We start from the raw sequence: 20,980 nt of genomic DNA, 5'->3' as shown, positions 1-20,980 counted from the left end.
TTCTCTCCCACGCCTAAGCCTGAATCTTCTCGTTGAAGAATTTCTTGACGCACGCGATTACGTACTTCAAATCCTCGTCAGCCATGCCGTAGTACATAGGCAGACGCACAAGGCGATCAGAATCAGGCGTGGTGTATTCATCCTCGCCGCAGAAGCGACCGAAACGTTCACCAGCAGGCGCAGAATGCAATGGAACATAGTGGAAGACACAGCTGACGCCGCAATCCTTCATAAATTGGATAAAAGCTGTGCGTTCGGCCAGGTCAGCAAATTTCAGGTAATACATGTGGGCATTATGCTCGCAACCATCGGGAACAGTCGGAAGAGCCACAAGGCCCTGCGAGGCGAGAGGAGCGAATGCCTCGTTATAGCGATGCCACACCGCTAGGCGGTTCTTGTTGATTTCGTCCGCACGTTCAAGCTGAGCCCAGAGGTAAGCAGCATTCAGCTCCGAAGGAAGGTAGCTCGATCCGAGATCAACCCAGTTGTACTTAGCTACCTGCCCTCGGAAGAACTGAGCCCGATTAGTCCCCTTCTCGCGGATAATCTCGGCGCGGCCGATATAAGCGGGATTGTTGACGGAAATCGCCCCGCCTTCGCCCATCGAGTAATTCTTGGTTTCATGAAAGCTATAGCAGCCAAAGTCGCCAATAGTCCCCAAAGCACGCCCTTTGTAGGTGGCGAGAACCGCCTGTGCAGCGTCCTCGACGACCAACAATCCATGACGATGCGCTATGTCCATAATGGCGTCCATCTCACAAGCGACACCCGCATAGTGGACGGGAACAATAACTCGGGTGCGATCTGTAATCGCAGCCTCGATCTTCGTTTCATCGATGTTCATCGTGTCCGGACGAACATCCACAAACACGAGAGAGGCGCCGGCAAGCACGAATGCGGTCGCGGTAGAAGTGAACGTGAACGACGACAGTATGACTTCGTCGCCAGGCTTCAAGTCGCACAATAAGGCCGCCATTTCAAGCGCGCTGGTACCACTTGTGGTCAGCAAGACCTTATCCGACCCAAAACGACGCTGAAGCCACTCGCTGCACTTCTTCGTAAACGGCCCATCTCCGCCAATCTTTCTATTGTCTTCAATGGCCGCTCTTACATATCTAATCTCATCCCCAACAAGGGGGGGAATATTGAATGGAATCATCCTCACGAAACGATCTCCGGTCTATTCAGCCTCTTCGGAATCAAACCGCCAACCTCAGACCCTATACTCGACGTAGAGAAGTTCATGCCGATGCGAGCATTCATAGCCCGTTCCTGTTCTTGCCAAACATGGCACCAAAGGTTTCAACGAAGATGCGGATGTCAAGAGCGAGACTCGCGTTTCGCACGTAATATAGTTCCAACTCTTGACGGCTGCCGTCCTCGTAAGTCGCATCGTTCCTTGCCTGAACTTGCCACCATCCGGTAATCCCGGGCTTCAGCGAGAGAAACTCCGTAACGTCGTCACCATACGAGACGAGTTCTTCGGCGACCACGGGCCGGACCCCGACGACACTCATCGACCCCGTCAAAACGTTGAGAAACTGGGGCATTTCGTCAAGCGACGTTCTTCTAAGAAACGACCCCACGGGAACGATGCGCGGATCATTGTCCACCTTGCGCTCGCGCTTCCATTGCTCCAGCTGCTCAGCATTCAAGTGCTTTTCAACGTCGTCGCTATCGGACACCATGGTGCGCAGTTTCAGAATCCTCAAAGGCTTGCCATAGCGCCCTACGCGTTCTTGCAGGTAAATCGGACTGCCTTTGGTCTGAACCGCGATAGCGATAAAGACCGCAATTGCTAACGGCCACAAAATGACAGCTACCGAAACAACCAGCAGGCTGAAAACGATGTCGAAGGCACGCTTCAGGAAGCGGTACGCGAGGCGAGGCGAGGTTCGTCCGTCTTCGGCTGACGCCGCACGGGATCCTTCGACTCCGCGCTGCGCGCTGCGCTCAGGATGACAGGAGGGGGCACCTGCCGCCCGATCAGGGCGACGAACATCGTCCATCTCTATTTCGTTGTCAAGTGCGTCTTCCATGGTTGCCCTTGCGGGCGGTCCCTATCCTTATCGCTTTCTTACTATCCCCAGGCCGATCTTGGTTTGGATCGTCCTGCCGAACATCTCGATCTCCAGATACGCGGTGCGCTTGCGGCGGTTGATCTTCCTGATCCAGCCCGTGCGGTTCACCAGCGGGCCTTTCAGCACGACGATCTGGTCGCCTTCTATCACACCTTCCGACATGCCGATCACGCGGTGGTCCTTCTCGGTGAACGCGTCGATCCAGGCCACCTCGTGCGGCTCCAGGGGAATGAACGTGCCGTCGTTGTTCAAGACGCTCGCGAACTGGGGGATCTGCTTCAGCTGCGCCTGCAGCTCGGCGATGCGATCGCTCACCACGATCAGGTAGCCGGGGAACAGCACGGCGGTGCAGGTGCGCCACTCGCCGCGCAGGTGCTTCTGCACCTCGTATTGGGGGACGAAGCATTCATCGAGCACGTCATCGCTCGCGATCTGCTCGATCTGCCGCTGGACGACGAACTCGCGTCCAGCCATCGTCTGCACCACGTACCACATACGCCCACCTCCTCGCGCCATCTCGGGTCGACTGCGCGAGGCCATGGCTTCGCCCCTTGGCCCTCTCCGGGCGCAGGGCATGCCGCTTCAAGCTTCGCGACGGCTATTCATTCCCAAGAGGCTGGCCGAAACGCACACGTGGCATCGTTTTCGCGCATCAAGGTATGTCGAAAAGGTTGCGCCCGTACAAGGCGCTTGCAGTTTCCTGCGGGGAGGCCGGTGCGGCACGCTCGGCACCAGGATCGGCCTCCTCGCAACAAGCTGCGTTGCTGCAGGTCAGACTCCGAATCTCACGTCTTCCTGGTGATCTCGAGCCCCACCCGCACCCGCGCCTGGTCGAGCAGCCCCACGTCAAGATACGCCGCCCGCTTGTGCCGGTCGATCTTGCGGATGAGGCCCTCCCTCCCCCGCAAGGGGCCGCTGCGCACCACGGTGCGCCCGTCCTCGATCACACCCTCGGACATGCCCACCACGTGGTTTGCGCCCCCGAACTCGGAGACGAAGGCCGCCTCCTCGGGCGTCAAAGAGAAGATGGCGTCGCCCGCGCCCAGAAGGCGCGCGAAGGAGGTGGACAGCTTCAGGCGCTCGCGCACGGCGTCGATGTCGCCCGTGGCCAGGAACACGTAGCCGGGAAACATGACCTCGGTGACGAGGCGCCACGCGCCCTGCTGCTTCTTGAGCAGCTGGCAGCTCAGAGGGAAGCACTCGCGCAGAAGGTCCGGCCCGGCGAGGCTCGCCACGCGCTCGGCCATCGAGCGCTCTTGGCCGGGCGCCACCTGCAGCACGTGCCAGCCCACCGATGCGGGCATGCGAAGGCCGCGGGCGGCTTCGCCCGCGGCGTCAGATGAGGCTATGGGAAGTTCGGAGGAGCGCCGGCTTAGCCGGCCGGGTTCAACGCGCCGCTCGCGGCACCCTCTCTCAGAGCGCCCCCCCCCGCAGAGGTTTTCAGGCGATCGGCTTCGAGGGCGAGGGAAGCCGGGGCTGCGAAGGCATGGCGATCCGCGGGCGCGGAGGCCCGTTCGTTGCGCGAATCTGCGGGGGAAATCGCAACGCTCATGCGGCAGACACCAATCGTCGAGTTGAAGGCGCGCCCTGTCGCGCGCCGAATCGTTTTACAACATCAAGATGGTAACAGAGCGGGAACGTCCTGACAACCGAAAGAGACGGCTTTGAAGCCCCCCCCCCCCGATTTTTTCATAAAGTCGGGGCGCGAAATACCTGATGCGCGGCCATATGGAGCCGTTCGGTACAACAAACGCGCCGTTCGGCTCGGCGGGCGCTCCGTCGGGCCGCAGGATGGGCAGGCGGCGGCGGGGGCGCCTTCAAGAAATCTGCACGTTCGGGGAGGGAGGAGGACGAGGGGCACGCAGGCGTTATCGGCTGGCGCCGCGGGGGATCCTTCGACTCGCTTCGCTCGCTCAGGATGACATCATGCGCGGCTCACGCCGCCTCCGCTCAGGATGACATCATGCGCGGTTCCGCCGCCTCCGCTCAGGATGACATCATGCGCGCCAGGTGGGGCGGTCTACCACGCGGACGTTGATGTAGACCACGTCGGGGTGCTCCTCCATGATGGCCAGGCAGACGCGTTCCTTGTCGCGGATGTTCTCGGCCGAGCCGAACACGATCTCCACGCCGCTCTCCAGCGTGAGCGTGGTCGACTCCGTCTCGGTGGCCGCCACGGCGCGCACCTGGCCCGCCAGCTCGGTGGTCATGTTCGCCACGATGGACAGGGCGTTGTTCACGTTGGCATCGGTGCAGTACGCCCCCACCTCCGGCGCCGTGCCGTAGGGCACCTCGGTGATGCGCAGCACGCTGGCCGCGTCCTCGTACACCTTCGGGCTCGTCTTCTTGCCCGCCTCGGAATCCTGCGCGGGGATGGGCATGAGCCACATGCCGTCGGAGGCGACGGCCCAGTCCTGCACGGTGAGCGCGTCCTCGGAGGGCACCTCCACCACGGCGGCGATGGTGCGCTCGGTGACGGCGAGCTCGAGCGTGCTCGGGAAGTTCCGCTTCACGTCCACGTCGAGCACCCAGGCGTCCTTGAGCAGGCGCTCCCTGATGCCGGCCGCGTCCACGCGCAGAAGGGTGGTGTTGGCGGGCACGGAGGCCAGCTCGGTCATCTCGGTGGCCGTGAGGTGCTCCACGCCGGAGACGGTCACCTCCTCGATGGCGAACGCGTCGGAGTAGTACAGCGCCGCCCCGCCCGCCACGAGCGCCAAAAGAAGCGCGGCCACGATGCCGATGCGCACGAGGTGGCGGCGGTAGGTGCGCTGGGCGCGGGCGTTGCGCTCAGCGCGGTCGAGGTCGCCCACGCGCACCGACGACAGCGGCGGGCGGGCCTGGCCGGCGCGGCGGTTGGGCAGCTGGCCTCCGGGCATGGCCCGGTAGCCGCCGGGCGACGAGGGACGCGACGTCGGCCGCACGGAGCCGCCCGCAGCGCGCGAGGATCGGCCCGCGGATCCGGAGGCGCCGCGCCCGCGCGAGGACGGGGCCGCCCTACGCGAACCCGAGGAAGCGGACTTCCGGTTGTAATTCGATGCCATACGTCTCGTACACCTTCGCCTGGGCCAGCTCGATCAGATCCATCACGTCGCGCGCCGTGGCGCCGCCCGTGTTCACGATGAAGTTCGCATGCACCTCCGACACCTGCGCCCCGCCGATGCGGCGCCCCTTGAGGCCGCAGCCCTCGACGAGCTCGCCGGCCGAGCGGCCCTCGGGGTTGCGGAACACGCTCCCGCACGAAGGGCTGCCGAGCGGCTGCGTCTTCTTGCGGCGCGCATGCGAGGCCTCCATCTTACCGCGTAAGTAGAACGGGTCGGCCGGCTCTACGGAAAGTTCGCATTCCACTATCACCTCGTCGGGCCGAAACGAGCTCTCCCGATAGCCCCACGCCACCTCCTCGCCCGCGCGGCGCACGAGGCCCTCCTTCGGCGAGAGCGTGGTCACCGACGCCACGCGCGACCCGATCCACTCCTCGCGCGTGCCCGCGTTCATGCGCAGCGCGCCGCCCACGGTGCCCGGCGTGCCCACGGCGAACTCGAGCCCCGAGAGCGAGCGGCTGAACGCCTCCTGCACCACCGAGGACAGGGGCACGCCCGCGCCCACGCAGAAGCGCCGCGCCTCCTCGTCGTAGCGGCAGGTGCGGAAGTCGCGCCCGAGCGCGATGACCACGCCGGGATAGCCCTCGTCGGCCACGAGCAGGTTCGACCCGCGGCCGGTTGCCGTCCACGGCATGCCCGTCTGCTCGCACGCCTCCACCACGCGCTTGAGCGCGCCGACGGAGGCCGCCTGCACGTAGAAGCGCGCGGGCCCGCCGATGCGGTACATGGTGTGGCGGCTCATGGGCTCGTTGGGGTACACGTCGCCGTCGAAGGCGTCGTCGACGAGCAGGGCCTCGAGGGCCGAGGCGTGGCGGGCTCTCACGGCAGGCTCCCTAGCGCGCGGCTTCCGCGAGCGCGTCGACCAGCTGCGGGCCGATGGCCGTCACGTCGCCCGCGCCCATGGTGATCAACAGGTCGCCCGGCTGGAGCTTCGAGGCCAGGTAGGGCACCACTTCGATGCGGCGCGGCACGTAGCCCGCCTCGGGATGCCCCGGATGGTCGAGCACCACGTTCAGGAACGTCTTGCCCGACACGCCCGGCACCGGAGCCTCGCCGGCCGGGTACACGTCCATGAACGTGACGGCGTCGGCCGCGTCGAAGGCGGCGCCGAAGTCGTCCTTCAGCACCTCGGTGAACAGCGGCGCGCGCGAGTAGCGGTGCGGCTGGAACAGCACGTGCACATGCGCGTAGCCCAGGCGCGACGCGGCCTCGATAGTGGCCGCGATCTCGGTGGGATGGTGCGCGTAGTCGTCCACCACGGTGACGCCGGCGGCCTCGCCCACCAGGTCGAACCGGCGCTTCACGCCCGCAAACCCGGCCAGCGCGTCGGCGGCCGCCTGCGGGTCGTAGCCGAGCGCCCACAGAAGCCCGATGACGCCGGCGGCGTTCAGCACGTTGTGGCGGCCGGGGTTCTGCTTGATGCGCGCCGCCACCTCGCGGCCGTCGGGCAGCGCGAGCGCGAAGTCGCTGCCCACGCCGTGCGGCTCGTACGACGCGATGCGGACGTCACATCCCTCGCCGAAGCCGTAGGTGAACATCGTGCGCCCCGCCTCGCGCGCGATGCGAACGAGCGCCTCGTCATCGCCGCAGGCCATCACCACGCCGCCCTCGGCGGGCACCGAGCCGATGAACGCGGAGAACTTCTCGTAGATCTCGTCGAGGTCGCGGTAGTGGTCCAGATGGTCGGCCTCGACGTTGGTGACGAGCACGGCGCGCGGCGAGAGGTAGGTGAACGACTTGTCGCTCTCGTCGGCCTCCACCACGTAGTGCCGGCCGCCCCCGGAATGCGCGTTCGTGCCGTAGGCGCGCACGATGCCACCGATGAGGAACGTCGGGTCCTCCCCCATGCCGTCGAGCGCGCTCGCCAGCATCGAGGACGTGGTGGTCTTGCCGTGCGTGCCGGCCACGGCCAGCGTCTCGAGGCCGCGGCCCAGGTGCGCGAGCATCTGCGCGCGGTGCCAGATGGAAAGCCCCCGCTCCTTGGCGGCGATGAGCTCGGGGTTGTTGTCGAGGATGGCGGTGGACACCACGACCACCGGATCGCCCGCAGGCAGGTTCGCCGGGTCGTGCCCGATATGCACCTCGATGCCCGCTTCCTTGAGCTGCTTGGTGTAGCGGCTCTCCTTGAGGTCCGAGCCCGTCACGTGCAGGCCCTGGTCGAACGCCACGCGGGCGATGCCGCTCATGCCCACGCCGCCCACGCCGATGAAGTGAATGTGCTCGATGCGCTCTGTGTCCATCTTCAACCCTTCGATTCCTCGTCTTACGCGATGTTCCATTGTACCGCAGTTTGTCATCCTGAGCGGAGGTGCGAAGCACCGGAGTCGAAGGATCCCGTGTGGCGTTAGCCGTGACGCTCGCAGCTGACGCCGCACGGGATCCTTCGACTCCGCTCCCTTCGGTCGCTCCGCTCAGGATGACAGAAAGAAAGCTCCCGCCGCTCCGCTCAGGATGACAGGGCGGCCGCCCGCTCCACGGCGTCGGCCAACAGCGCGGCGGCGTCCTCGGCCTTCTGGGCGCGGGCGGCCGCGGCCATCCTCTCACGCGCGTCCGCGTCCTCCACGAGCGTGCGCAGCGCCTCGTCGAACGCGGGGCCGTCCACCTCGGCGTCGGCCACCATGAGGGCCGCCCCCGCCTCCACGCAGGCGCGCGCGTTCATGGTCTGGTGATCCTCCGTCGCATGCGGGAACGGCACGAGCAGCGCCGGCAGCGCGCGGGCCGCGATCTCGGCGAGCGAGGTGGCGCCGGCACGCGAGACGATGGCGTCGGCGGCGGCCATGGCCGGGCCCATCTGGTCGGTGTAGCCCAGAAGCCGCCAGCGCGCGGCCTCCTCGGGCGGGAGCGCGAGCGCCTCGGTCACGGCGTCGAGCTCCTTCGGGCCCGTCACGTGCACCACGTGCAGGCCGGGATGCGCCAGCAGCATCTCCTTGCGCGCGGCGACGGCCTGGTTCACGTGGCGCGCGCCCAGGCTCCCGCCCGTCACCAGCAGCATGAGCGCGTCGTCGGGCACGTCGAAGGCGGCGCGGCCCTCGGCGCGCGTGGCCGCGAACACGCTTCGGCGCACGGGGTTGCCCGTCACCGTCGTCCGCGCGCGCTCCGCCTCCGAGAGCGCCTCCGCGGCGTGCTCGTAGGTGAGGCACACCGCAGCGGCGCGGCGGGCCAGGTACTTGTTCGCCATGCCCATGACCGAGTTCTGCTCGTGCACCACCACGGGGATGCCGCGCTGCTCGGCCGCGCGCGCCACGGGGATGCACACGTAGCCGCCGAAGCCCACCACCACGTCGGGGCGGATCTCGTCGAACCACGCGCGCGCGAGTTTCGTGCTCTTCTGGATGGTGGCCAGGGCCTTCGGCAGCGTGAGCGGGTGGCTGCGGTTGAAGCCGCGCGCCTCGAACGGCGTGAACGGGATGCCGGCCTCGCGCACGAGCCGCGCCTCCACGCCCGTCGGCGTGCCGGCGAAGCGCACGTCCCAGCCGCGCTCGGCCAGCTCGTCGGCCAGTGCGAGCGCCGGGTTGATATGGCCGGCGGTCCCGCCGCCGGAGAGAACTGCCAACATGTTGCTACCTCCTGCCCTTCCGGGTCGAGCCGCCGCGCGGCGGCTCGGGCGCGGCGCGCACGACCCGCAGGTCGGCGCGGCGCCTATCGTAGACGTCGGGGGCCGCGGCGTCGCGCGACACCGACAGGATGAGGCCCACCATCATAAGCGACGCGATGAGCGAGGATCCTCCCGACGAGATGAACGGCAAGGGCTTGCCCACCACGGGGAACCAGCCGATCACCATGGCGATGTTCAAGAAGGCCTGGAACGCGATCATGATGGTGAGGCCCCCGGCCACCATCGTCCCGAAGTTGTCGGACGCCGAGCGCGCGATGCGCATGCCCGCGTACAGAAGCAGCAGGAACAGCACGATGACGCCCGCCGCGCCCCAAAGCCCCAGCTCCTCGGCCACGATGGCGAAGATGAAGTCCGATTCCGACTGCGTGAGGTACAAAAACTTCTCGTGAGAGTTGCCCAGGCCCGCGCCGCCCGCGCCCCCGCCGGCGATGGCGTAGAGCGAATGGATGAGCTGGTAGCCCGTGCCGTAGCCGCCTTCGCCGTCGTTCCACGGATCCATGAACACCATGAGGCGCGCGAGACGGTACGGCTCGCTCAGCACGCCGATCGCGCCCACCGCCACCACGACCGCGGCCACGATGGCCATGGTGCGCCCCGGCACCTCCCCCAGCCACATGACCGCGAACACGCCCACGACGCAGATCATGGCCGTGCCCAGGTCGGACTGTAATTTCAGGATGATGAAGACGGGCACGAGCAAAAGCACGAACACCTGCACGAAGAACGCCTTCACCGAGAGCAGGCCCTCGCGCATATCCGCGAACAGGCGCGCCGCCACCAGCACGAGCGCGATCTTCGCGAACTCGGAGGCCTGCAGGCTCAAGGGCCCGAGCGAGAGCCAGCGCTTGGCGCCCCACTCGTCCTCGCCGGTACCGAACAGCTCGGTGAGCACGAGCAGCACGAGCGCGGCCGCCCACACGATGTAGACGAAGTTGCTGCGCCACACCGACGGCGGGAAGAACCGGTAGATGACGAACGCTGCAACCGCCCCCACCCCGGCGTAGCGCAGCTGGGCGAGCATGTCGGCCATGGGGTTCACCTCGTCGGGCGAGGCGGCCTTCACGAGCGCGATGACCGAGGAGGTGGAATACACCATGACCAGGCCGAGCAGCACGAGCCCGAGCACGGCGAGCAGCATGATGAGGCGGGGTGCCATGATGTGCGCGGGAGTCTCCCGCATGCGCGCGGCGGCCATGGGCATCCCCCTAGCGCGCGCCCGCAGAGCGGCGCGCCACGAGCTCCTTGAACGCGCGGCCACGCTCCTCGAACGAGCCGAACTCGTCGAAGGAGGCGCAGGCGGGCGAGAGCAGCACCACGTCGCCCGGGCCCGCGAGGGCGAGCGCCGCGTCGAGCGCGTCGGCGAGATGCGCGGCGCGCATAAGCCGGAAATCCTCCGGGGCACGGTCGGCCGCCTGGGAGAACGCCTCCTCGAAGCGCGCGCCGGCCGCGCCGAAGCACACGGCCGCGCGGGCGCGGGCATGCGTCGCCGCCACGAGGGGCTTAAGGTCGGTGCCTTTGTCGTCGCCGCCGAGCAGCACGAGGGGGCGCGCCTCCGGGAAGGCCTCGAGCGCCTTGAGCGTCGCATCGACGTTCGTGGCCTTGGAGTCGTTGTAGCAGCACGCGCCGCCCACCTCGCCGCAGGGCTCGATGCGGTGCTCGAGCGCGGGGAACGTGCGCAGGGCCTCGGCAACGGCGTCGGCATCCGCGCCGAGCGCGAGCGCGGCGGCGGCGGCGGCGAGCGCGTTCGAGGCGTTGTGCTCGCCCTTCACCAGCAGCTCGTCGGAGCGCGCGAGGAGGTGCTCCACGCCGCCGAGCGCCACCGTGAGGGCGCCGTCCGCCGCGAGGAACGCGGCGTTCTCGCTTCCGCAGGCCGCGCGCATGTCGCCCGAAAGGCCCGCTGCCGTGCCCACGGGCACGTAGGAGAAGCCGCGCTCGCCCGCCGGCAGCGCGCGCAGGCGGCGCGCCTCGGCGCGCACGACGTCGTTCACGGCGTCGAGCACGGCCACGGCGCCCGGTACCTGCGAGAGGTTGGCGAGCAGTTTGAGCTTCGCGTCGCGGTACGCCTCGAACGAGCCGTGCCAGTGCAGGTGGTCGGGCGTGATGTTGAGCAGCACCGCCACGTCGGGCGCGAACAGGCGCGTCGAGGCCAGCTGGTAGGACGACACCTCGGCCGCGTACACCTCGGCGCCGCCCGCGCCCACCTGCGCGATGCACGGGTCGCCGATGTTGCCCACGGCATGAGCGTCGAAGCCGGCCGCCGCCAGCACGTGCGCCAGAAGCGCCGTAGCGGTGGTCTTGCCGTTCGTGCCCGTGACGGCCGCCCAGCGGCTGTCCGCGGCGCTCTCGCGCCAGGCGAACTCCACCTCGCTCACCACCTCGGCCGACACCGCAGCCGCCGAGGCGTACAGCGCCGAGGACTCGGGGATGCCCGGGCTCGCCACGCACAGCTCGAAGCCGCCGCCCGCCCGCTCGGCCAAGGCGCCCACGGCCGCGTCCTCGAAATCGGCGATCGCGCCGGCCGCGCACGCGCGCGCCGCGAACTCCTCGGAGGCCGGCGTGCGCGCGCCCGCCGCCACGGCGAGCGCCTCCACGCGCCCCCCGAGCAGCGGCAGCAGGTAGTCCACCGCCGCCCGCCCGCTCTTGCCGAGCCCTAAAACGAGCACGCGCCCGAGACGGCGCGGCGCGTGCTTCCTTCCCTCGATGAGGTCGATGCGCTCCATGGCCTAGGCCACCGCCATGAGCGTCTCGGCGAAGTAGAGCGAGAAGCCGGTGGCGGCCAGCACGCCCGAGATGATCCAGAAGCGCACGACCACCTTCGTCTCGCTCCACCCCTTCTTCTCGAAGTGGTGGTGCAAAGGCGCCATGAGGAAGATGCGCTTGTGCGTCTTCTTGTAGTAGAACACCTGGATCATCACCGACAGGGCCTCGGCGACGAACAGCCCGCCGATGATGAGCGACACGAACTCGGTCTTGGTGACCACGGCGAGGCACCCGAGCGCCATGCCCAGCGCGAGCGAGCCGGTGTCGCCCATGAAGATGTCGGCCGGAAACGAGTTGAACCAGAGGAAGCCCACGCACGCGCCCGCGAGCGCCGCCGCGAAGATGGCGGGCTCCAGCAGATCGGAGCGGTACGCGATGGCGGCCATCACGATCATCACGATCATCACCGTGCCGGCAGCCAGGCCGTCCAGCCCGTCGGTGAGGTTCACGGCGTTGCACAGGCCCACCAGAAGGACGTTCACGAACAGCAGGTACAGCCACGGGATGGCGATGCCGTCGCCGATGGGCAGGACCGTGGTCAGGATGCCGAAGTCGAACGTGTACACGAAGGGTATCTCAACCGTGGGCGCCACGCCGAGCCAGTTCACCGCCACCAGGCAGAACGCCGACGCGATGAGGAACTGCCCGACGAGCTTCGCCTTGGGCGTGAGGCCGAGCGAGCGCTCCTTCACCACCTTCGACGCGTCGTCGATGAGGCCGAGCAGCCCCGTGAGCACGGTGGCGCCCAGAAGCGCGAACGTCTCAGGCGTCGGGTTGCCCACCAGCAGCGCCACCGCGATGACGGCCACCAGCATGATGACGCCGCCCATGGTGGGCGTGCCCTGCTTGACCAGGTGGCTCTCGGGCCCGTCGGCGCGCACCTGCTGGCCGATGTGGCTTGACTTGAGGAACTTGATCCACACCGGCATGAGGGCGATCGTAAGCACGATGGCCGCCACGATGGCGAGGAACACGAGGAACGTCGGGTATTGGGAGAATACGGAAAGCATCAGTTGACCAGTCCTTCGACCACGCGTTCGAGGCCCATGAAATGCGACGCCTTCACGAGGACGGCGTCCCCGGGCTCGACGCTGACATCCAAATCGCCGAACACTTCGGAAATCGATCCGGCGCGCACGATGCGGCCAGGATCCATGCCGGCGCCCTCGGCGGCGTCGGCGATGAGCGCCGCGAGCTCGCCCACGCACACGAGGCGCTCGAGCGGCAGCGTCGCCGCGAACGCGCCGATGCCCGCGTGGCAGGCCGGCGCGAAGTCGCCGAGCTCGCCCATGTCGCCGAGCACGGCCACATGCTTGCCGGGCACGTCGAGCGCGCAGAACGTGGCGAGCGAGGCGCGCATGGAGTCGGGATTCGCGTTGTAGGCGTCGTTCACCACGGTGAACCCGCCGCGCGCCGCGAGCACCTCCTGGCGGCCCGCCTCGGGCTCGGAGGCCTCGAGCGCCTCAGCGCAGCGTGCAAGCGGGATGCCGGACGCGCGCCCCACGGCGGCGGCGGCGCAAGCGTTGCCCACGTTGTGCAGGCCCCGCAGGTTGAGCGCGCACGGGGCGGATTCCTCCTCGGGCGCGAAGCCGGCGGCGTGCAGCTCGAAGCGCGGACGGCCCTGCTCGTCGAGCTCGATGCGCTCGGCCCAGACGGCGGGGGCTGGGGCGCTTTCGGCTGGCGCCGCGGGGGATCCTTCGACTCGCTTCGCTCGCTCAGGATGACAAAGAGGGTCGGCTTCGGCTCGCTCAGGATGACAACCTGCGGAGAACAGAACTGTCTCCACTTGGCGGGCGTCGAGGCGGGCGTGGGCGCGCAGGAAGCCGGCGAAGTCGTCGTCGGCGTTCACGAAGGCGCGGCCCGTGCCCTCGGGCAGGGCGCACAGGAGCTCCGCCTTGGCGCGCGCGATGTTCTCGCGGCTGCCCAGAAGCTCGATGTGGCTCTCGCCTACGTTCACCACGAGGCCCCAGTCCGGGCGCACGTAGTCGCAGAGGTCGGCGATCTGGCCCGCGCCGCGCATGCCCATCTCCACCACCACAGCCTGCGTGTCCTGCTCGGCCGTTAGCAGCGTCTTGGGAACGCCCAGCTCGTTGTTCTGGTTGCCCGCGGTGGCCGCAACCGTGAAGGTGCTGGCCAGCACGTCGCGCACGAGGTTCTTCGTGGTGGTCTTGCCGGTGGAGCCGGTGAGTGCGATCACGCGTCCGCGCAGGTGGGTGCGCCATTCGCGCGCGAGGTCGGCCACGGCGTGCGCGGTGTCGGGCACCTCGATCACGGCCGCGCCCATCTCGCGGGCCAGAAGCAGCGCCGCCTCGTCGAGCGGCTGCATGACGAGCGCGACGACGGCCCCGGCGCGCAGGGCGGCGCCCACGAAGTCGTGGCCGTCCACCCGCTCGCCGGGCAGCGCCACGTACACGTCGCCGGGCTTCACGTCGCGCGAATCCCAGGTGAGCCCCGTCGCCAGCGTGCGGGCATCGAGCGGTTCGGCGATGAACGAGCCGCCCGTGCACGCCGCTATCTGCTTCGCGTTCAATCGCATGCGCTACCGTCCCTCGCCGAAGGCGCGCTCAAGCTCCTCGGCGGCCACCACGCGGTCGTCGAACGAGAGCACCGCGTCTCCTACCAGCTGGTAATCCTCATGCCCCTTGCCCGCCACCAGGATGGAGTCGCCGGCCTGCGCCTGCGCGATGGCCAGCGCGATGGCGGCTCGGCGGTCGCTCTCCACGTCGAAGCGGCCAACGCCGCCGCCCATGCCGCTCACGATGTCGGCGATGATGGCGTCCGGATCCTCGGTGCGCGGGTTGTCGCTCGTCACCACGGCATGGTCGGCCGCGAGCGCCGCCTTGCCCATGATGGGACGCTTGGACGCGTCGCGGTCGCCGCCGCAGCCGAACACGCAGATGGTGCGGCCGGGCGTGAGCGCCATGATGGACGCGAGCGCCTTCTCCAGCGCGTCGGGGGTGTGCGCGTAGTCCACGAACACGGAGACGCCGCCGTCGTGCGGCGCGCTCACGCGCTCGAGGCGGCCGGGGATCTGCGGGGCCTCCTCGAGCGCCTCCACGATCACGTCGGCCGAGAAGCCCAGCTGCAATCCGATGCCGAACGCGCACATGACGTTCTCCACGTTGAACCTGCCCACGAGCGGGTAGTCGAAGGTATGGCGGCTGCCGCGCACGTCGAGCGTGACCGTGGTGTGCGTGGGCGCGTACTGCACGTCCACAGGATGGATCTGCGCCGAGCGGTCGAAGCCGGTGGTGACGATGCTGTCCTCGGCCACCGAGCAGCGGCGCAGAAGCTCGCGGCCCCACTTGTCGTCGATGCAGATGACGCGGCGGGCCGGGTAGTCCCTGCCGAACAGGCGCGCCTTCGCCTCGAAGTACGCCTCGAAGGTGTGGTGGTAGTCCAGGTGGTCCTGCGTGAGGTTGGAGAACGCGGTCACGGCGAAGCGCGTGCCCCAGGTGCGGTCGAGGTCGAGCGCGTGCGAGCTCACCTCCATGGCCACCACGTCGCAGCGCTCGTCGCGCATGCGGGCGAACAGCTGCTGCAGGTCGGGCGACTCGGGCGTGGTGTGGGCCGTCTTCTCCACCTCTCCGCCGATGCGCACGCCCACGGTGCCGATGACGCCCGTGCGCTTGCCAGCCACGTGCGCGATGTGCTCCACGAGGTAGGTGGTGGTGGTCTTGCCGTTCGTGCCGGTGATGCCCACGAGCGAGAGCGCGTCGGAGGGGTGGTCGTAGAAGTTGGCCGCGGCGGCCGCCATGGCCTTGCGGGTGTCCTTCACCACCACCTCGGTCACGTCCGTGGCGTCGGCGAGGTACACCTTGCGCTGGACCACGAGCACCTTGGCGCCCCGGTCGATGGCGTCCTGCGCGAACGAGTGGCCGTCGGTGGTGAAGCCCACGATGCAGAAGAACGCGTCGCCCGGCTGCACCCGGTCGCTGCGGTAGGCGATGCCGCCCACCTCGTCGTCGGGGTTGCCGATGACGGTGCAGTCGATGCCCGTGAACAGTTCCGTGCAGGTCTTACCCATGGCGCTTCCTCACTCCGGCAGAATCTTGAATCGGTCGATGGCAGTAGCCATTATATCTTTAAAAATCGGCGTGACCACACCGTCGGTGGGAACCTCGTTGGCACCCACAAAACAAACCAATTGCGGTCCCGTGGTGTCGGCGAGGAATCCGGTGAAGGCCAGGTTGTAGACGCCTTTCTTGTAACCCTTCGTCTCCTCGTCGTAGATCTCGGCGGTGGAGGTCTTGCCCGCCACGCTGTAGCCCTCGATGGCCGCCTGCTTGCCCGTGCCGTCGGTGACCACGGTCTTCAGCATGTCGGTCATCGTGGGGATGGCCTCCTTGTTCTCGATGACCTGCTGGGTGGGGTACTCCACCACCTCGCCGGACTGCGGCTTGCTGATGAGGAAATGCGGCGTGCACTCCGCGCCGTCGTTGACGAGCGCGCCGTAGAAGCGGGTGATCTGCAGCGGCGTGAGCGAGATGCCCTGGCCGAACGCCACATTGTAGGCCTGCACCCGGCTCCACCGGTCGAAGTCGAGCAGGTAGCCTATCTGCTCTCCGGGGTAGTCAACGCCCGTGAGCGCGTTCAGGTTGTACGCGAGGATATGGTTGTACAGCTCGTCGAAGCCCATGTTCTCCGTGGCCAGCGAGATGCCGACGTTCGACGACTGGTCGAGGATGTCGCGCAGCGTGAAGGTGGCGTCGCCGCGCTCGTGGGCGTCGGATATCACGTAGCCGTCGGCCTCGATCGTCGCCGGGCAGAACAGCTCGTCGTCGGGCTGCATGGTGCCCGTCTCGAGGATGGCCATCGTGGAGACCGACTTGAAGATCGATCCCGGCTCGAACAGGTCGGTCACGCACTTGAGCTTGGGGGCGTCCTCCTCCATGTCCGTGCGGTCGGCCGGGTTGAACAGCGGAAGCGACGCGGCCGCGTAGATCTCGCCCGTCTCGCCGTCCATGACCACGGCGCTGCCGCCGCCCGCCATGATGCCCCCCTCGTCGGCGACCAGCCGGTCCTCCACGGCCTGCTGCAGCTCGATGTCGAGGGAGATGATGATGTCCTGGCCGTCCACGGCCGCCTGCACCACGTGCTCGCCGCCGGGAATGGGCTCGCCCTGGGGGCCGCGCTCGGCCTCGTAGTAGCCAGCCTCGCCGGAGAGGATGTCGTTGTAGTACAGCTCGAGCCCCGAGATGCCGGTGTAGTACTCGTAGTTGGACGCCTCGTCCACGTCCACCTTGCACGCGCCCACCACCTGGCCGCCCACGCGGCCGTTGGGGTACTCGCGGCGGGTGACGTTTTTGAGGTGGATGCCCTTGAGCCCAAGCGCGCCCACCTGGTCGCCCAGCGCGATGTCGGCGCGCTCCTTGAGCGCGGCGTAGCGCGTGTTCGACGCGGTGAGCTGGGTCAGGTAATCGGCCGCCTCGCCGCCGAGCACCCCGGCGAGCGCCTCCGCCGTGGCGTTGGCGTCCTCCACCTCGGTGGGGTCGGCGTAGATGGTGTAGGCGTCCACGCTGGTGGCCAGCACTGTGCCGTTGCGGTCGTAGATGGTGCCGCGCCTCGGCTCGATGGAGTACTGCTGGGTGCGCGCCTGCTCCGCCTCGGAGGCGAGGGCGGGCGCGGCCACCACCTGCAGCCACGCGAGGCGCCCGACGAACAGGACGGCCAGCACCGCGAAGATGACGATGGGGATGAACGCGCGGTTGGAGTCCTCGGCGAAGGCGGCCTGCGGCATGCGCGGCGGACGCGGCGCCGATGCGCGCGGGGAGCGCCCCTGGCGGGAGGCGTGCGAGCGGGTGGCGCGGACGTCCGCGCGCGAGCTTCCGTGGCCGCGACGGGAGGAGGCGCGGCCCTCTCGCGGCCTGTGGGATCGATCCGTCACGGCGCTACGCCCCGGCGGCCGCGCGCGCCACGCTTCCGGACAGGGACAAGTCGCCCTCGGCGTCGGTTGCCACGACGTCCTGCTCGAGCTCGATGGTGCCCACCGAGGCCGGCTCGGACATCTTGAGCGCCTCGGCCTCCTGCTTCACGCGGGCCGGGCTGGCCATGAGGCTCTGGGACACCTCGAGGTCGGCGCCGCTCGCGCGGGCCTGCTCGATCTGGCTCGAGAGCTCCTGGGACTGCATGGACGTGGTGACGGTTGCGGCCGTGAAGCCGATGCGCACGACGCCCACGACGGCCACCACCAAGAGCACGGCGGCGAGCGCCTTCGCCAAGAAGACGACGCTCGCGGGGAGGGCGGGGGCCTGCGTGCGCGGGCCGCGGCCCGGCATGACGCTGATGCGCTCGCGCGGGGCGCGCTCGGGGATGCGCTCGATGCGTTCGGGATAGTACGAGTACGCCGGTGCTGCGCTCATGCCCAACCCCCTTTCTTCGTTTCGGCTGCGTTCGGTGGTCGTTCGGCGGGGCTTTTTCGGTTGTTATCGCGGCGGCGGTGCGGGCCGCTAGCGTTTCTGCGCGACGCGCAGCTTGGCGCTGCGGGCGCGGGGGTTGCGCTCTATCTCCTCGGCGGTCGGTACGACCGGCTTGCGGGTGACTATATCGAGTATCGGCTGTTTCCCGCACGCGCAGACCGGCAGGTCGGGCGGGCAGGTGCAACGGTTGGCGAACTTCTGGAACGTCTCCTTGACGATGCGGTCCTCCAGCGAGTGGTAGCTGATCACCACGAGCCTGCCGCCGGGGTTGAGCCAGCGGACGGCCGCGTCCAGGCCGCGTTCGAGCACGTCGAGCTCGCCGTTCACCTCGATGCGCAGCGCCTGGAACGTGCGCTTCGCCGGGTGCCCGCCCGCGCGTCTCGCGGACGCGGGGATGGCCGCCTTGATGAGGTCGACCAGCTGCCCGCTCGTCTCGATGGGGCGCGTCTGGCGCTCACGGACGATGAAGTCGGCTATGCGGCTCGCCCACTTCTCGTCGGAGTACGTACGGATGACCCGGGTGAGATCTGCTGCGTTGTAGGTGTCGATGATCTCTTTCGCGGTTAAGGTTTGTTTGCCCGGATCCATCCGCATATCAAGAGGGCCGTTCTCCTTGAAGGAGAAGCCACGAGACGGCGTGTCTATCTGCACCGAGGAGACCCCGAGGTCGAACAGGATCGCGTCGACGCCGGGAACCTCCACGCTCAGAAGCGCTTCGTCCATATCTCCGAAGTTGCCGCGCACGAACTCGAGGCGAGGGCGAACGTCATCAGGCAGCGTCCCGAGTTTGCGACGGGCGGCGGCGAGCGCCACCTCGTCCTGATCGATGCCGATGAGCGTGCCCTCGCGCCCGATGCGCTTGGCAGCTTCGAAGGAATGCCCTGCCCCGCCGAGCGTTGCGTCCACGAACGTGTGCTGCGGTTTGAGTGTCAAATGCTCGAGGCACTCGGCGAGAAGGACAGGTATGTGCCGATATTCGCTTGTCAGCATGCTCACGCCTTACGACTTGCGTCCGGGGAACAGAACCTTGAGGTCCACGTCCTCGTCGGGCTCGTCATAGCGCTTTGCATCCCAGATCTCGAAGTAGCCCGTGTTGCCTATCACGACGACATCCTTATCGATGCCCACCGCCGCGCGCTGGTCGGCCGGGAGCATGATGCGCCCCGCCGAGTCGACGCTCACGTCGTCCGCGCGGCCCTTCAGCTCGGAGCGCAGCCTGACGTGCTGGCGGTCGTTGGACTTGTACCCCTCCGGGAACGCGTCCACGAACACCTGCTCAACCCAGTCGTTGAATGCATCCACCACGTACACGCGCAGGCATTCGTCGAACGGGTCGATGGTCACCACGAGATCGGTCGGAAGAGCCTTGCGAAACGTCGCGGGCAAAGACATACGGCCTTTGGCATCCACCTTGTGGCGAAACTTGCCATTCATGTTCACCACGTTGTCGGCGCCTTCAGCCATGTGTTCCTTCCCGCCGCGCCTCTTGCGGCCTTTCGATGTTGCGAATTCTACCCCACTTCACCCCACTTCGCAACACAATTCGACTTTTTGGGCTGTTTTGCACCCTCCTGAAACCCACCGTTGAACCCCCCGTTATCCAGCGGAAACGGGCGCGCGGATCTTTGGGCTCTAGATGTTGGTTCAAGCGCGCGGCAAGGCCACAAGATATGGGAAAGCTGGCGAAAGCCGCCGGGGAGCCGTCCAATTATGCGAAATATGTGGGAGACGCCGTTGCCGCCCGCGGCCGAGTCGCCGCCGCTGCCCGCCTCGCAAGCGTCTGACCTGCGACGATAGTGGGCGACCTGGGATTCCCTCGCGCGCCGCATCCCGCCGGGGGACGAAGTGGGAGAAAAGGGGCGGCTCGCCCACTTCGCCCCACGCATCCGTCGCCGCCACAGCCCGACGACCGCCGCCCCTCTGCTGCACGCGAACCGGGGCAGCTGGACCGCGCGTGAAACATCCGTGCTGAAGCTCCCGATGTTTCACGTGAAACATATGCACGGGCCGTCATCCTGCCGCGCTAGTGCGCGCGGGGGTGGGCGGCGAGGTACTCCTCGCGCAGGTGGGCGCGGCTCACGTGGGTGTAGATCTGGGTGGTGGAGATGTCGGCGTGACCGAGGATGTCCTGGATGACGCGCAGGTCGGCCCCGCCTTCCAGCATGTGGGTGGCGAAGGAGTGGCGCAGCGTGTGGGGATGCAGGTTCTCCACGCCGATCGTGCGGCCCGCCGCGGCCACGACGGCGTGCACGCTCTGGCGCGTGAGGCGCCCGCCGCGCGCGTTCAGGAACACGGCCGCCGTGGGGCGCGCGTACGGCTTCACCAGCTCGGGGCGGCCGTTGCCCAGGTAGTCGGACAGCGCGCGCAGGGCCGCGCCCGAGATGGGCGAGACGCGCTCCTTGCCGCCCTTGCCCACCACGCGCAGAAAGCCCTCGTCGAGCACCGCGTCGCCCAGATCGAGCCCCGTGCACTCGCTCACGCGCAGGCCGCAGCCGTAGAGCACCTCCAGGATGGCGCGGTCGCGCAGCGCGCGCGGCTCGCGTTCGGGCGGCTCGGCCAGCATCGCCTCCACCTGCTCCGCCGACAGCACGTCGGGCAGGCGCTCGGGCGCCTTCGGCAGCTGGATGGTGGCGGCGGGGTTCTTGCGCGTGAAGCCCTCGCGCACGCAGAAGCGATGGAATCCCTTGAGGGCCGACACGCGCCGGTCCACGCTCGAGGCCGCATAGCCGCGCTCGAGCAGGTCGGCCTCGTAGGCCACCACCGCGTCGCGGTCGACGTCCTCGAGCCGCGTGATGCCGATCCCCTCGAGGAAGGCCCGGTAGTCGCGCAGGTCGGCAGCGTAGGCCTCCACGGTGAGAGGCGAGCTGCCGCGCTCGACGCGCAGGTGGGCCAGGTACTCCCCGCAGAGCTCCTCCATGCGCCGCCTTTCGTCGTCGGACCGTCCTCGCGCCGCGAACGGATGTTTCACGTGAAACATCCGCGCCGTACGTGCGGCGCCAGGCAACA

18 protein-coding genes are annotated in these 20,980 nt (G+C 68.0%); all 18 read right to left on the bottom strand.

All coding sequences use genetic code 11. The features are described from left to right. Positions 1–13: 13 nt before the first annotated feature. The 18 genes from rffA to xerD all read right to left on the bottom strand — a co-directional run bounded on the left by rffA (position 14) and on the right by xerD (position 20,891). Positions 14–1,159, bottom strand: a complete 1,146-nt coding sequence (gene rffA, locus FX134_RS14370; protein WP_080803506.1) for a dTDP-4-amino-4,6-dideoxygalactose transaminase — start codon at positions 1,157–1,159, stop codon at positions 14–16. Positions 1,160–1,259: 100 nt separating this feature from the next. After that, positions 1,260–2,039, bottom strand: a complete 780-nt coding sequence (locus FX134_RS14365) for a sugar transferase (RefSeq protein ID WP_232050975.1) — start codon at positions 2,037–2,039, stop codon at positions 1,260–1,262. A gap of 27 nt (positions 2,040–2,066) precedes the next feature. Then, complete coding sequence (gene loaP / locus FX134_RS14360; protein WP_080803503.1) at positions 2,067–2,576, bottom strand: antiterminator LoaP; 510 nt, start codon at positions 2,574–2,576, stop codon at positions 2,067–2,069. Between the two features lie 290 nt (positions 2,577–2,866). Next, positions 2,867–3,385, bottom strand: coding sequence for an antiterminator LoaP (gene loaP / locus FX134_RS14355; protein WP_080803500.1), 519 nt, complete (start codon positions 3,383–3,385; stop codon positions 2,867–2,869). Between the two features lie 693 nt (positions 3,386–4,078). Beyond that, positions 4,079–4,957 carry a cell division protein FtsQ/DivIB gene (locus tag FX134_RS14350; protein ID WP_232050974.1) on the bottom strand — a complete coding sequence of 293 codons (879 nt, stop codon included), beginning with the start codon at positions 4,955–4,957 and terminating at the stop codon, positions 4,079–4,081. A gap of 118 nt (positions 4,958–5,075) precedes the next feature. Continuing rightward, positions 5,076–6,002, bottom strand: coding sequence for a UDP-N-acetylmuramate dehydrogenase (murB, locus tag FX134_RS14345; protein WP_080803495.1), 927 nt, complete (start codon positions 6,000–6,002; stop codon positions 5,076–5,078). Positions 6,003–6,012: 10 nt separating this feature from the next. Beyond that, entirely contained in the window at positions 6,013–7,419 is a 1,407-nt protein-coding gene (gene murC, locus FX134_RS14340; protein WP_080803492.1) for a UDP-N-acetylmuramate--L-alanine ligase, read from the bottom strand. Between the two features lie 206 nt (positions 7,420–7,625). Next, the gene (gene murG, locus FX134_RS14335) at positions 7,626–8,735 is read right to left on the bottom strand and encodes an undecaprenyldiphospho-muramoylpentapeptide beta-N-acetylglucosaminyltransferase (protein ID WP_080803490.1); all 1,110 of its coding nucleotides are present in this window, start codon (positions 8,733–8,735) and stop codon (positions 7,626–7,628) included. A gap of 4 nt (positions 8,736–8,739) precedes the next feature. Beyond that, positions 8,740–9,990, bottom strand: a complete 1,251-nt coding sequence (locus FX134_RS14330; protein ID WP_080803482.1) for an FtsW/RodA/SpoVE family cell cycle protein — start codon at positions 9,988–9,990, stop codon at positions 8,740–8,742. A gap of 10 nt (positions 9,991–10,000) precedes the next feature. Next, positions 10,001–11,515, bottom strand: coding sequence for a UDP-N-acetylmuramoyl-L-alanine--D-glutamate ligase (gene murD / locus FX134_RS14325; RefSeq protein WP_080803477.1), 1,515 nt, complete (start codon positions 11,513–11,515; stop codon positions 10,001–10,003). Positions 11,516–11,518: 3 nt separating this feature from the next. Then, positions 11,519–12,565: a phospho-N-acetylmuramoyl-pentapeptide-transferase gene (gene mraY / locus FX134_RS14320; RefSeq protein ID WP_080803475.1), complete on the bottom strand. Its 1,047-nt coding sequence runs from the start codon at positions 12,563–12,565 to the stop codon at positions 11,519–11,521. Continuing rightward, complete coding sequence (locus tag FX134_RS14315; protein WP_080803473.1) at positions 12,565–14,091, bottom strand: UDP-N-acetylmuramoyl-tripeptide--D-alanyl-D-alanine ligase; 1,527 nt, start codon at positions 14,089–14,091, stop codon at positions 12,565–12,567. Before FX134_RS14315 ends, mraY begins: the two co-directional genes overlap by 1 nt. Before the next feature lie 3 nt (positions 14,092–14,094). Further along, positions 14,095–15,582: a UDP-N-acetylmuramoyl-L-alanyl-D-glutamate--2,6-diaminopimelate ligase gene (locus tag FX134_RS14310; protein ID WP_080803469.1), complete on the bottom strand. Its 1,488-nt coding sequence runs from the start codon at positions 15,580–15,582 to the stop codon at positions 14,095–14,097. A gap of 9 nt (positions 15,583–15,591) precedes the next feature. Beyond that, positions 15,592–17,295 carry a peptidoglycan D,D-transpeptidase FtsI family protein gene (locus FX134_RS14305; protein WP_080803465.1) on the bottom strand — a complete coding sequence of 568 codons (1,704 nt, stop codon included), beginning with the start codon at positions 17,293–17,295 and terminating at the stop codon, positions 15,592–15,594. 151 nt (positions 17,296–17,446) lie between these two features. After that, positions 17,447–17,917: a cell division protein FtsL gene (locus FX134_RS14300; RefSeq protein WP_080803462.1), complete on the bottom strand. Its 471-nt coding sequence runs from the start codon at positions 17,915–17,917 to the stop codon at positions 17,447–17,449. Between the two features lie 87 nt (positions 17,918–18,004). Next, a complete protein-coding gene (gene rsmH / locus FX134_RS14295; protein WP_080804098.1) occupies positions 18,005–18,961 on the bottom strand; it encodes a 16S rRNA (cytosine(1402)-N(4))-methyltransferase RsmH in 957 nt (318 codons plus the stop codon). 12 nt (positions 18,962–18,973) lie between these two features. After that, positions 18,974–19,438 carry a division/cell wall cluster transcriptional repressor MraZ gene (locus FX134_RS14290; protein ID WP_080803459.1) on the bottom strand — a complete coding sequence of 155 codons (465 nt, stop codon included), beginning with the start codon at positions 19,436–19,438 and terminating at the stop codon, positions 18,974–18,976. Positions 19,439–19,997: 559 nt separating this feature from the next. Beyond that, positions 19,998–20,891 (bottom strand): site-specific tyrosine recombinase XerD, encoded by an 894-nt coding sequence (xerD, locus tag FX134_RS14285; RefSeq protein ID WP_080803452.1) that lies wholly within the window; start codon positions 20,889–20,891, stop codon positions 19,998–20,000. Between the last annotated feature and the right edge of the window lie 89 nt (positions 20,892–20,980).

It is taken from the genome of Arabiibacter massiliensis (genome assembly GCF_902386925.1).
GTDB classification, from domain to species: Bacteria; Actinomycetota; Coriobacteriia; order Coriobacteriales; family Eggerthellaceae; genus Arabiibacter; species Arabiibacter massiliensis.
The sequence above is the reverse complement of the archived record's forward strand: the minus strand, read 5'-3'. Positions and strand labels throughout refer to the sequence as shown.